This window comes from Shewanella litorisediminis, assembly GCF_016834455.1.
GTDB lineage: Bacteria > Pseudomonadota > Gammaproteobacteria > Enterobacterales > Shewanellaceae > Shewanella > Shewanella litorisediminis.
This window is the reverse complement of record NZ_CP069213.1, coordinates 3,794,462-3,807,794: the sequence shown is the minus strand read 5'-3', so window position 1 is coordinate 3,807,794 and position 13,333 is coordinate 3,794,462. Positions and strand designations below refer to the sequence as shown.

The window sequence follows — 13,333 nt, the reverse complement described above, 5'->3', positions numbered from 1 at the left end:
CAGACCAATGATAAATAGTGGCAGAATTATGGCAATTGCGGTGCATAAAGCAGCGATTGTGCAAATTACTGTCATCCTTGACTAAAGTTAGTACAGGATGCAGCAAATTTGACCCGGGTCACTCCGGCAAGTGGGTGGCTGGCATATGCTGACATCAGGTGTGGCCCGGGCGCGCACTTGTGCCCCGGGAATGCTAAGGAGGTCCAAGATGCGCTTTCAGGTACAATTTACCCTGGCCATTCGCAGTTTCGATCGTAAACGCGCGGCTTTCCTGTCGAAAAAAATGACATTGCCCTTTGTGCCCTTTGTGGGATTACAGTTGGTGGAGCACAGTGGCAACAGTGAGCCGGTGATCTCTGTTGCCTGGTCCGACGAAACCCAGACTTTCCACTGTCATATCGATGCCATTCAGGCGCAAATGCCCCAGGGCTGTGAGCTTGATCTGGACTATTTGATTGAGTCAGCAAGGGAAAATGGCTGGGAAGGCGCCGCAAAAATTTACGAGCTGGCCGCATAGCCAATTACCTTGAAGTGGTTAGGCACGATATCAGGGTGGTTTGGTTTTTCCGCCTTAGCCTGCTTTTGCGAACCAGTGCCGAACCATCTGTAGGCGAGGTGTGGTTCGCATGTTGGCTCTCAAGGCATGCCCTGTTTCCCTGCTCCGAATAAGTGGGCTGGAGTAGTCAAAATATGTGTCTTCTGCCGGATAGATGCCGTGTTTAAGACTGAAGGGCCATATGAAAAACGCCAGGCATTGCCTGGCGTTTTTATGTATCAGCATGAATGACAGGCTCAGGCCTGCTTGTCTTCCAACAGCTTTTCCAGGGCCTCGACCTTGGTCTGCAGCGCTTCCAGCTTTTCACGGGTACGCAGCAGCACGTGTTGCTGCACCTCAAACTCTTCCCGTGATACCAGGTCGAGTTTCATCAACTGGCTTTGCAATACCTGCTTGCTGCGCTCTTCCACTTCTCCGGCAAACTGCTTCAGGCCAGAAGGAAGGTTTTCACTGAGCTGTTTGGCCAATTCTTCGATTTTTTTGGGGTTCAGCATCTGTCGTTCCGCCTTAATTTGAATTGGCTAGATTGTACCCCAGCCAATGCCCAAGCCCAAGTGCCTCTGTGGCCTATCAAACGCCCCCTTAATGGAGGCGTTGTCGGGCGCTATCGGCCTAGGCATCGAAGCGGTCTGCATTCATCACCTTACACCAGGCCGCCACAAAGTCCTTCACGAAGGTCTCCCTGTTGTCGTCCTGGGCGTAGTATTCGGCGTAGGCGCGCAATACCGAGTTGGAGCCAAACACCAAATCGACCCGGGTGGCGGTCCATTTTTTCTGGCCACTGGCCCGCTCACAAATCTCATAGAGATTGTTCGCGACCGGCTTCCAGCTGTAGTTCATATCGGTGAGGTTAACGAAAAAGTCATTGCTGAGGCTACCGGGTCTGTCGGTCAGCACCCCATGTACCGCGCCACCATGGTTGACTGCCATGGCCCGCATACCGCCAATCAGCACCGTCATTTCCGGCGCCGACAGCCCCATCAGTTGTGCCCGGTCGAGCAGCATTTCTTCCGGCGTAACCACAAAGTCCTGCTTTTGCCAGTTACGGAAGCCATCGGCCAGGGGTTCGAGCACCTCAAAGGAGTCGATATCGGTTTGTGCCTGACTGGCATCGCCACGACCTGGGATAAAAGGCACCTTGATATTGAAACCGGCGGCCTTGGCAGCCATTTCGACACCGAGGTTACCACCCAGCACGATAATGTCGGCAATGCTGACGCCCATGTCGCTGGCGATGGGGGTGAGCAGCTCCAGTACCCTCGCCAGCCTGGCGGGCTCATTGGCCGCCCAGTCTTTTTGCGGCAGCAAGCGGATGCGGGCGCCATTGGCGCCGCCGCGTTTGTCTGAGTTTCTAAAGGTTCTGGCGCTGTCCCAAGCGGTGGCAACGAGCTCTGCGGCGCCAAGCCCTGTGCCGGCAATGCGTGCTTTTACGGCCTCAGAATCGTACTGGCTGTTGCCCTTGGGAACCGGGTCTTGCCAAATCAAGTCTTCAGCGGGTACATCGGGGCCAAAGTAGCGGGATTTGGGGCCCATGTCTCTGTGGGTCAGCTTGAACCAGGCTCTGGCGAAGGTGTCGGCAAAATACTCGGGATCGTTATAGAATTTTTCGGCGATGCGACGGTAATCCGGGTCCATCTTCAGCGCCATATCTGCATCTGTCATGATGGGATTGCAGCGGATGCTGGGGTCTTCCACATCCACCGACTTATCTTCTTCCTTGATGTTGACCGGTTCCCACTGCCAGGCGCCGGCGGGACTCTTGGTGAGCGCCCAGTCGTAGCTGAAAAGCAGATGGAAATAACCGTTGTCCCAGCGGGTGGGGTGGGTGGTCCAGGCGCCTTCGATACCGCTGGTGACTGTGTTGCGGCCTATGCCGCGGCTTTGATGATTCATCCAGCCAAAGCCTTGTTCTTCCAGTGGGGCAGCTTCTGGCTCTGGTCCCAGATTGGCGGCGCTGCCATTACCATGGGCCTTGCCCACGGTGTGGCCTCCGGCGGTCAGAGCCACGGTTTCTTCGTCATTCATGGCCATTCTTGAGAAGGTGACGCGCATGTCCTGGGCGGTTTTCAGCGGGTCCGGGTTGCCGTCCACCCCTTCCGGATTAACGTAAATCAGCCCCATCATCACAGCAGCCAGCGGGTTTTGCAGATCGCGAACGCCGGAATAGCGGCTGTTGGCGCCACCACTTGGTGCCAGCCATTCTTTTTCTGCTCCCCAGTAGGTGTCTTTCTCGGGATGCCAGATATCTTCGCGTCCGAAGGCAAAACCGAAGGTTTTCAGCCCCATGGACTCATAGGCCATGTTGCCCGCCAAAATCATCAAATCGGCCCAGCTCAGCTTGTTGCCGTATTTCTGTTTGATGGGCCACAGCAGGCGCCGGGCCTTGTCGAGGTTGCCATTGTCTGGCCACGAATTGAGTGGGGCGAAGCGCTGGGCGCCATGGCCACCGCCGCCGCGACCGTCGGCAATGCGGTAGGTGCCAGCCGAGTGCCACGCCATGCGGATCATCAGGCCGCCATAATGGCCCCAGTCTGCTGGCCACCAGGTCTGGCTGTCGGTCATCAGGGCTTTGAGATCTTCTTTGAGCGCCTCCACATCGAGGCCTTTGAGGGCTTCCCGGTAATTAAATCCCGGTGCCATGGGGTTGGTTTTGCTGTCGTGCTGGTGGAGTATGTCGAGATTCAGGGCCCTGGGCCACCAGTGGTTGTCTGCCTGGGTGGCAGAGGTTACACCACCGTGCATGACCGGACATTTGCCTTCATTACTCATGTTGCTGCTCTCCTTAGTACCATGCCCAACTTGTGGGCTTCCATCAGAAAACACGGTATCGACAGGACGTTGGCACCTGAGTCATTCAGCTGCGATTTGCTGCCGTTACCTTGGGCTGCACATTGTATTGACCCCCTCATACTAGTAGAGGGGGGAGCGGGCTTCCAATCACATTTAGCGATTGCAACAACCTGTTATTTAAGCGTTAGCACCGGCAGGCACGGTGTGATAACTGGCGAACATGCCATAAAAAAGCCGGGATAGTCCCGGCTTTTTCGTAGGTTCAGCTATCAGGCGTTGGCCTCAACAAACTCTGGCAGCGGCTTGTGCTTTTCACCGAGGAAGCTGTAGATCACCGGCAGTACAAACAGGGTGAAAACAGTGCCTATGGCAAGGCCTGCCACAATCACCAGACCTATGTTGAAGCGGGCCACAGCGCCAGCGCCGGAGGCGAACAAGAGCGGAATAAGGCCCGCAATCATGGCTGCAGTGGTCATCAGGATGGGGCGCAAGCGGATTTTGGCCGCCAGGCTGATGGCCTCGATGCGATCGATACCGCGGTGCAGCTGCTCTTCCTTGGCCACCTCACACATCAGGATGCCGTGTTTGGTAATCAGACCCACCAGAGTAATCAGACCCACCTGGGTATAGATGTTCATGGACGAGAGCCCGAACACATGGGTCCAGCCCAGCGCAATCAGGGCGCCGCAGATGGCCAGGGGCACAGACACCAGGATAACCACAGGGTCTTTCAGACTCTCGAACTGACTCGCCAGCACCAAAAAGATGATGGCAATGGCCAGCAGGAAGGTGCTGTACAGCGCCGAACCTTCGGTTACAAACTGACGGGCTTCGCCGAGGAAGTCGTAGTTGTAGCCCTTGGGCAACTCGTTATCACCTATGTTCTGCAGGAAGGCGATGGCATCACCTATGGCAACCCCGGGGGTGGCCACGCCGCCAATGGTCAGCGAGTTCATCTGGTTGAAGTGGGGCAAAGAGCGGGGCTGGGCCACCATCTCGATTTCCACAAGGCTTGAGAGCGGGATGGAGTTACCGTCGGCGGCCTTCACGTAATAATTTGCCAGCGACTCGGGGTTGGCGCGCAGTTTACGTTCCACCTGGGGGATAACCTCGTAAGAGCGGCCATCCAGATTGATGCGGTTAACATAGCCGTCGCTCATCATGGTAGACAGCGTCATGCCGATATCCTGCATGGTTACCCCGTAGGTGCCCGCCAGATCGCGCTTGATATGGATGCGCATGCTGCCTGAGTCGAACTTGAGGTTCATCTCGGAGTAGATGAAATAAGGACTCTTTTGCACCTTCTCCAGCACCTGAGTACCAATCTGGAACAGGCTCTCAAAACTGCTGGCGGTGGTGACCACAAACTGAATGGGCAAGCCGCTGGAGGCGCCGGGCAATTCGGGCATCTCAAAGGTGGTAACCGCCATGCCGGGAATGCTCTTTACCTCACCGGCGAAGAACTTCTGCATCTCCTTCTGGCTCTTGTCTCGCTCGCTCCAGGGCACCAGTGGCGCAATACCAAATGCCTGATTGGCATTGGGAATGCCCACAAAGGCAAGAGACGCTGCCGACTCAGGCTGGGCCGCAATCATGTTGGTGACCAGGGCCATATTGGCCTGGATGTAATCGAGATTGGCCGTGGAAGGCGCTGTACCCATCATCATCACCACACCCTTGTCTTCCTTGGGGGCAAGCTCAGCGGGGATGAATTTAAACAAGAATGGCAGCGAGGCAAACACGATGATCGCGAAGGCCACTACCACGGCACGCCTTTGCATGACAGCCGCCAGCATACGGGCGTAACTGTCTGTCATGCGACTCAGGGTTGTTTCAACCGCATGCTCAAACTTGCTCGGTGCGCTGTGGGCTTTGAGGATTTTCGAGCACATCATGGGCGAGAGGGTCAGCGCCACAATCCCCGAAATAAACACGGCGCCCGCCAGGGTCAGGGCAAATTCCTTGAACAAGGAGCCCGTGATGCCGCCCATCAGCGCGATGGGGGCATACACTGCCGCCAGTGTGATGGTCATGGAAATTACCGGCACGGCGATTTCACGGGTACCTATGATGGCCGCGCGGAAGGGGTCTTCACCGAGTTTGATATGACGGTCGACGTTTTCCACCACTACGATGGCATCGTCCACCACCAAACCAATGGCCAGCACCATGGCTAGCAGTGTCATCAGGTTCAGGCTGAAGCCGAAGGTCTGCATGATAATGGCCACGCCAATCAGCGACAGCGGGATGGTGACAATCGGGATCAGTACGGCGCGCAGCGAACCCAAAAACAGGGTGATCACCACAATCACGATAATGGCCGCTTCACCTATGGTTTTGATCACCTCGTTGATGGACTCATCAATGGCGCGGGATGAATCGTAGAGAATGCGCGCCTTGATGGATGGCGGCAGGCTGCGCTCAATTTCCGGTAACAGGGTGCGGGCATCGGCGGCCACAGTGAGCGGGTTGGCGGTGGGTGTTACGTCCAGACCTATGACCACGGCCTCCTGACCATCGGCCAGGGCGCGGTATACATCATGGCTCTTGTCCAGCGACACTTCGGCGATGTCACCGAGGCGCACCACCTTGCCGTCACCGCTTTTGATCACCAGGCGCTGAAGCTCATCAATGGTGGCGACCTGGGTATCGGCGGTGCCGTTAAACAGGGTGTAAACGCCATTGGCCTGACCCACGGCAGACTGGAAGTTGTTGGCCTGCAGCACCTGCATCACTTCGGTGGCACTCAGGTTAAACGCGCCCATGCGAGCCGGGTCGAGCCATATGCGCATCGAGTACTGGATACCGCCGTAGAGGTTAACCTTGGCCACCCCATTGATGGTAAACAGCTGCGGTTTAACCACCCGCTCCAGATAGTCTGTCAGCTGACTCGAGTTGATGCTGTCGCTGGAAAAGGCGATATACAGCACAGACGTTTGTGAGCCGGTGGACATGGTCACAGTCGGGTCTTCCGACTCCTTGGGCAGCTGCGAGCGCACCGAGTTTACCTTGGCAAGAATGTCAGCCAGTGCGCCGTTGGGATCGGTGTTGAGCTTCATGTACACGTTGATGTTGGACTTGCCGAGAAAACTCTCGGAGGTCATAAAATCCACGTTGTCGGCCTGGGCCAATGCCTGTTCCAGCGGCTGGGTAATAAAGCCCTGAATGAGGTTGGCGTCGGCACCATAGTAGCTGGTGGCCACGTTGACCACGGTATTGGTCATCTCGGGATATTCCCGCACCTGCATACTTTTTAGGGCATTCAATCCCAGCAGCAGTATGAGGAAGCTTATCGAAACGGCAAGCACCGGCCGTTTGATAAAGATATCTGTAAAGCGCATCCGGATATCTCCTTAGAGCTTGGGCATGGAGGCGGCGTCAGTCATGGCCTTGTCTTCCACCACGGTGACCTTACTGTAGTTGGACAGGCGGATTTGCCCGGATGTGACCACCAGATCGCCTTGCTTCAGCGGGCCTGTGACCAGGGCATTGTTGCCACTGCGCTCGAGTACGTTCACGTTGATTTGGCGAACTCGTAAAACGGCCTGACCGTTTTCATCATGTTTCTCAACCAGATAAACCGAGTTGCCATAAAGCGTAAAGTTGATGGCGGTTTGCGGCAGTACGATTTGCTGCTCAAGCTTATCGAGAAGGACGCTGACCCTTGCAAACATACCGCTTCTGAGGCGGGCATGATCGTTGGGGATACGGGCCTGTATCTGAATCAGACCGCTTTGATAAAAGACCGCAGGTTCGATGGCGGCAATTTCCCCTTCGAAGGCTTCTTCAGGATAGGCATCCACATACACATGGATTTTTTGCCCCACGGCCACTCTGGGCAACTGGGTTTGTGGAATGGTGAAGCGGATTTTCATGGTGCTGATGTCTTCAAGGCGCACTATGTCACTGCCAACCTGCAGATACTCACCGAGGTTGATGTTGCGGATACCCACCAGGCCAGAGAAGGGGGCGCGGATTTCGCGGCGACCTATGGTGGCTTCCAGGCTTTCGACATCGGCCTTCAGTGCCAGATACTTGGCCTCGGCGTTGTCCAGGTCCTGCTTTGATACCGATTTTTGTGCGTACAGACGCGTTAAGCGTTTGAAGTCGGCTTCAGCGGCAGGCAGCTGCACCAGCCTGGCCTGCAGGTTTGCCTTTTCGACCCGGGTGTCCAGGGCAACCAGCAACTGGTCTTTGCTGATATTGCTGCCGTTTTCGAAAGCGATGTTGGTGACTACGCCCGCTGCTTCGTTGGCGATGGTGACACCCTGATGGGGCTCGACAAAGCCGATGGCATCAATGGTGGGTTGCCACTGGGTAGGGCTTACTGCCAGCGCTGTGACCGGAAACTCGGCTTCCGGCATATTGGCGATGGCGTCGGCAATCTTGCCTTTTACAAACAGATTAAAGCCGATGACACTCCCCAGAGTCACCAGCGCTATGGTCAGCATGACCAGAATCCACTTTTTCATTGCCTATTGGCTCCGCTTATTGGTGAGGCTTGATGGCGCGCCAGCACAGGTCACATACCTGCTCCAGCTCGCTTTGTTGAAAGTTCATGCCGGTGCGGCGCATCCGCCTGCACAGGCCTACGGCCGGCTCAAAGGCCAGCGCAAACAAGAGTTCGTCATCCATATCCAGCATCTGCCCCTGTGCCTTGGCATCGGCAAAGAGTGCGTGCAGGGGAGCGAAGGTTTCCCGCTCAAACTTGCGGTGTTCTTCGCTGTTGGCTCCGGGCAAATGGGTGTATTGCTCGAAGTTCAGCCGCTCCAGGGTGCAGGTTTCACCGAGGCGGATAATGTTGAACCAAATACGCCGAAAGCGCGTCTCCAGGCTGCCTTCAATGGCATCTTCGAGGATAAAGTTGGCGATTTGAGTCAGCACATCGCGCCTCAATTCGTCGATGAGGGCATCTTTATCGGCGAAATACCGATAAATGGTGCCCGCAGCCACACCGGCATCTTTGGCCAGTTTCTGCATCGACAGATTGTGCAGTCCGTCGTTGGCGATGATGTTTTCAGCTGCCCTGAGGATTTGTTCCCGCTTATTGTCCATGTCTGATACCTGCAGTGAATGAACGTTCATTCATTTTGGAGTGATAACGTAACATTGGCAAGCGCGGCTGTGGTCGCCCTTTATAAAAAGGATCTGCTATGATCCCGCTTCTGTATTGCCTGGCCCCAAGAGAAGTTTGCCCCGATGAAGCTCAACCCCGCTCAAAATGATGCAGTCCACTATGTTTCCGGTCCTTGTCTGGTATTGGCAGGGGCAGGCAGTGGTAAAACGCGGGTGATCATCAACAAAATTGCCTATTTGGTGCAAAAGTGTGGTTATCAGGCGCGCAATATTGCCGCCGTGACCTTTACCAATAAGGCCGCCCGCGAGATGAAAGAGCGTGTTGCCCAGTCCATGGGGCGTAAAGAAGCGCGGGGGCTGTGGATTTCTACCTTCCACACCCTGGGGCTGGAAATTCTCAAGCGCGAGCACAAGGCTGTGGGGCTCAAGGCCGGTTTTTCACTGTTTGATGATCAGGACACCCTGGCGCTCTTGAAGGAGCTCACCGAAAAAGAACTTCAGGAAGACAAGGATCTGCTCAAGCTGCTGGCGACCTCGATTTCCAACTGGAAGGGGGCGTTGGTCATTCCCGACCACGCCCGCAAGATAGCCAAAGATGAGCGGGAACAGCTGTTCGCTCTCTTGTACCAGCGCTATGCACAGCACATGAAGGCCTACAACGCACTGGACTTTGATGACCTTATCCTGTTGCCGACCCTGCTGCTAAAGCACAACGAAGAAGTGCGCAGGCGCTGGCAGGCACGTATCCAGTACTTGCTGGTGGACGAATATCAGGACACCAATGGCAGCCAGTATGAACTGGTAAAGCTGCTGGTGGGTGAGCGCGCCCGCTTTACCGTGGTGGGTGACGATGATCAGTCAATCTATTCCTGGCGCGGTGCCAAGCCACAAAACCTGGTGCTGCTCGGCAAGGATTTCCCGAGCCTTAAGCTTATCAAGCTGGAGCAGAACTACCGCTCCAGTCAGCGCATCTTGCGCGCAGCCAACATACTCATTGCCAACAACCCCCATGTGTACGACAAGTCACTGTTTTCTGAGCTTGCCTACGGCGAGCCGATGCGGGTGATTACGGCGCTGAATGAAGAGCAGGAAGCCGAGCGGGTGGTGGCTGAAATCATTCGTCATCGCTTTGTGGGTAAAACCAGTTATGGCGATTACGCCATTCTTTATCGTGGCAACCATCAGTCGCGCCTGATAGAGCGGGCGCTGATGACCAACCGCATCCCCTACAAACTCAGCGGCGGCACTTCGTTTTTTGCCCGTTCTGAAATCAAGGACATCATGGCCTACCTGCGGCTGGTGGTGAATCCCGACGATGACAATGCGTTCTTGCGCATAGTAAACCTGCCCAAGCGCGGCATAGGCCCGGCAACGCTTGAGCGGCTGGGTAACTTTGCCAACAGCAAACACATCTCCATGTTCGCCGCTATCTTTGAGCCTGAGCTGGAACTCCATTTGGGTAACAGTGCCATGAGTGCACTGGAGCAATTCGGCCGCTTTATTGTGGAAACCGGTGACATTGCCGAGCGCGGTGAAGGCGTCGATGCCATCAAGCAGCTCATTCGCAACATCAATTATGAGGACTTTCTCTACGAGACCAGTCCCAGCGCCAAGGCGGCTGAGATGCGGATGAAGAACATCTCCGAGCTGTATCGCTGGGTTACAGAGATGCTCAATGGCGACGATTTGGACGAGCCCATGACACTACCGGAAGTGGTTGGCCGTTTGACCCTCAGAGACATGATGGAGCGCAACAGCGAAGATGAAGCAGGGGATCAGGTGCAATTGATGACCCTCCATGCCTCAAAAGGGTTGGAGTTTCCCTATGTGTTCATGATTGGCATGGAAGAGCGAATTTTGCCGCATCAGACCAGCATTGATGAAGACAACGTGGAAGAAGAGCGCCGGCTCGCTTACGTGGGGGTAACCCGGGCGCAGCGCGAGCTGTGGTTTACCCTGTGCCGTGAGCGGCGACAGTTCGGTGAAACCATGCGCTGTGAGCCGAGCCGCTTTTTGGATGAGTTACCCCAGGATGACTTGATCTGGGAGAGTCGCAAGCCGCCCCAGACAGAGCAACAACGTCAGGAAACGGGCAAAGCCAACATCGCCAACCTCAGAGCCATGTTTAAAAAGTAATGGCATTGATTGAGTATCAGGCGCAGACGCTGCTCTGTTCTTGGTAGGTTGGCTGCAGCTGTTGAATGCGGTCTATTCCTGCCTGAATGAGGCTCTGACGGGTCAGGCTGCATTCAGTGCCAGAGGCTATAACGGTTAATCCCAATGAAGTAGCAGCCATGGCCGAGGCGGTGAGTAAGCGCACTTTTTCCGAGCCGTGTCGGTCGGTGGTGGGCGCCAACCTTAACGCCTTGATAGGCATCAGGGTCAGGGATTTCAGCGAGCTGTAGCCGTTGCCATATCCTGACAGCCCAAAACTGACCCCCAGTTTGCCCAGCGCTTCAAAGCCTGCAATATGTCCCTGTGTATCCTGCACCAGAGCACGTTCATCGAAGAACAACCACAGCCTAGCAGGATCGAGGTTCAACTCTCTCACCATGTTTTTCAGGCCTCTCAGGGCATGTTTATGCTTGAGATGGGCACTGGAAAGGCACAAATGCAGTTCTGCCTCGTTCAATTCGAGCGGAAGTGGCCGTTTGATCCGCCTCAGCAGACAGCGGTCCAACTCGAGAACCAGATTGGAGCGCTCGGCAATGGACAGCATGGTTTCTTCAGCCAGTTCGCCCCCTTTGGGGTCGCGCCAGCCAAGGCTTAGGCGATAGGCCAAGGGCTCCTCTGTAGAGAGGGATTCCACCGGCAAGATTTTGAGATACAGCTCGTCCCGCGCTAAAGCATCCCGCAATAAGCCTTCATCGTGCAGCTCGGCCTGATGTTCTTCGCGGCGCTTGCTGTCGTAAACCACATAGCAACCCTTGCCACGGGATTTGGCCTGATACATGGCGGCATCTGCGTCGCGCAACATGGACTCGGGGGTATCCTGCTGGCTGCGTCCGCTGACCGCAATACCAATACTGGCACCGGATTGGAACAGGGCGTCCCCCAGCTGGAAGGGCTCCGACAGTTGCGACAGGATGCGCTCTGCCACTTCCTCGGCGTCTTTGGGGGTGTTGATCTGGTCAAGCAGCACCACAAACTCGTCGCCGCCTAACCTGCCGAGGGTGTCGTTTTCGCGGATGCAATTGGACAGACGGCGGGCCGTTTCTATCAGGAAGCGGTCACCCTCAAGGTGACCCAGGGTATCGTTGATTTGTTTGAATCTGTCCAGGTCGATAAACAGCAACGCGAATTGGTCGCGGCCATGGCGCCTGACATGGCGCACTGCCTGCCCCAGGCGCTCGGTAAACATGCTGCGATTGGGCAGACCTGTGAGGGTATCGTGCTTGGCGTCGTGAATCAGCTTTTGTTCCACTTCACGGCGGCGCTGAATTTCCAGTTCCAGCTCGCGGGTGCGCTCAGCCACTTTTTCCTCGAGCCGCTCGTAGCTCTTTTTCAGAAACTCGGCATGCTGCTTGCGCTCAATGGCGGTGCCTATGTGCTGGGAAACAAAGGTCAGCAGCTCCAGATCGCGTATTTGATAGTTCTGGGTCATGCTGAGGCTGTAAATGGTCAGGGCGCCGCGAACTTCGTCGCCAATAAACAGTGGCACACCAATCCATTGATGCATCTTTTGGGTGTTGTTCAGTGCGGGGGTGTTGACATAAATCTCCCCCTTATTAATCAGGTCCCGGATGTCATTTTGGTCCAGCAGCAGTGGTCGGCGCCTACTGAGCAGGTATTCTGTCAGACCGTCGGTTAAGGGGCGACGGCTTGGGGGCTCTGTACCCAGCTGCGACACATAAAAGGGAAAATGCAGCTGCTGATTGCGATCGTCGAGCAGTGCTATGTAGCAGTTACTGGCGGGGATCAGGTGGCTGAGAATGTTGTGAAGTCGGCTATAGAAGTTTTCCTGCTCCAGCCCTGAGGCCGACAATTCGGCAATTTCAAACAGGGATTTTTGCAGCCGCTCGGCTCTGCGTCTTTCATAGACTTCGAGTTTCAGCTTGTCGTAGGCTTCGCTGAGTTCCCGGGTGCGTTGGTCTATGGATTGTTCGAGTTGCTCCTGATGACGAAGACGCTCCATCACGCCTGAAATATGGTGGCTGATAAATTCCATCAGCTCGATTTCGGTGAGGCCGTAATTCACCTTGGGGTCGTAGGTTTGTACCACCAGGACGCCGGTTGTACGCTCCTGATAACGAATGGGCACCCCGAGCCACTGGTGGCTGGCGCTGCCCCAATTCTCGATGGCTTGCTCGGCAACCAGGCGTTCAAAATCGGCTTCGTTACAGAGCATGGTTTCGCCGCAGCGAAAGACATAACCCGTGATGCCGCGCATCAGTATGCTGTGAATGTCTCTATCAGGGTACATTTGTGCCGGATGGGGATCCATCTCATCGGCAAAAAAGGGAATTTCCAGGCGCTCGGTGCGGTGGTTATAGGTGGCAATAAAAAAGTTGTCTGCGGCTATCAGGGATTTGAGATGCGTGTGCACGCCAGCATAGAAGTCTTCCGGAGAACTCACTTCGGTGGCGATATGGGTAATTTGTAAGAGTGCATCCCGGATGATTTCGGCACGTTTATATTTGCCAGCCAGCCGTCTGAGCCTGTCAACCCGCTTCAGTAACCGCTCAATGCTTTCCCCTGACGGGGAATTGGCTTCATCCTTAAATCCAGTATCCCTAAACATATTGTTCGTCGCAGTTGTATATAGGTGGGTAACAGAGACGTTAAAAGAACAGCATACTCCCGAATGGGATAGGGTCAAAGTGAATTCTTAGCAGGATTTTTGCGCATGCACACCAGTGGATTAATCAAAACTTGAGCAAACGATGAAAAAAAGCATTTTCTGCTCTGGAC

Annotated in this window: 8 protein-coding genes; 2 read left to right on the top strand and 6 right to left on the bottom strand. The window is 55.3% G+C overall.

What is annotated here, in order from left to right:
• Nucleotides 1-208: 208 nt before the first annotated feature.
• A complete protein-coding gene (locus JQC75_RS16815; protein ID WP_203325162.1) occupies nucleotides 209-517 on the top strand; it encodes a hypothetical protein in 309 nt (102 codons plus the stop codon).
• A gap of 275 nt (nucleotides 518-792) precedes the next feature.
• Here the strand turns inward: JQC75_RS16815 and ubiK are convergent, their stop codons facing one another.
• From ubiK to JQC75_RS16790, 5 genes are all read right to left on the bottom strand, one after another.
• Nucleotides 793-1,050 (bottom strand): ubiquinone biosynthesis accessory factor UbiK, encoded by a 258-nt coding sequence (gene ubiK, locus JQC75_RS16810; RefSeq protein WP_203325161.1) that lies wholly within the window; start codon nucleotides 1,048-1,050, stop codon nucleotides 793-795.
• 118 nt (nucleotides 1,051-1,168) lie between these two features.
• Nucleotides 1,169-3,325, bottom strand: coding sequence for a catalase/peroxidase HPI (gene katG, locus JQC75_RS16805; RefSeq protein WP_203325160.1), 2,157 nt, complete (start codon nucleotides 3,323-3,325; stop codon nucleotides 1,169-1,171).
• 290 nt (nucleotides 3,326-3,615) lie between these two features.
• The gene (locus JQC75_RS16800; RefSeq protein ID WP_203325159.1) at nucleotides 3,616-6,687 is read right to left on the bottom strand and encodes a multidrug efflux RND transporter permease subunit; all 3,072 of its coding nucleotides are present in this window, start codon (nucleotides 6,685-6,687) and stop codon (nucleotides 3,616-3,618) included.
• 12 nt (nucleotides 6,688-6,699) lie between these two features.
• On the bottom strand, nucleotides 6,700-7,818 hold the full coding sequence (locus JQC75_RS16795) for an efflux RND transporter periplasmic adaptor subunit (RefSeq protein ID WP_203325158.1): 1,119 nt from the start codon (nucleotides 7,816-7,818) through the stop codon (nucleotides 6,700-6,702).
• A 16-nt stretch (nucleotides 7,819-7,834) separates the two neighbouring features.
• The gene (locus tag JQC75_RS16790; RefSeq protein ID WP_203325157.1) at nucleotides 7,835-8,401 is read right to left on the bottom strand and encodes a TetR/AcrR family transcriptional regulator; all 567 of its coding nucleotides are present in this window, start codon (nucleotides 8,399-8,401) and stop codon (nucleotides 7,835-7,837) included.
• 144 nt (nucleotides 8,402-8,545) lie between these two features.
• On the opposite strand from JQC75_RS16790, the gene rep reads away from it, so the two are divergent.
• Complete coding sequence (rep, locus tag JQC75_RS16785; RefSeq protein ID WP_203325156.1) at nucleotides 8,546-10,558, top strand: DNA helicase Rep; 2,013 nt, start codon at nucleotides 8,546-8,548, stop codon at nucleotides 10,556-10,558.
• Between the two features lie 16 nt (nucleotides 10,559-10,574).
• Here the strand turns inward: rep and JQC75_RS16780 are convergent, their stop codons facing one another.
• Entirely contained in the window at nucleotides 10,575-13,163 is a 2,589-nt protein-coding gene (locus tag JQC75_RS16780) for a bifunctional diguanylate cyclase/phosphodiesterase (protein ID WP_203325155.1), read from the bottom strand.
• Nucleotides 13,164-13,333 lie beyond the last annotated feature (170 nt).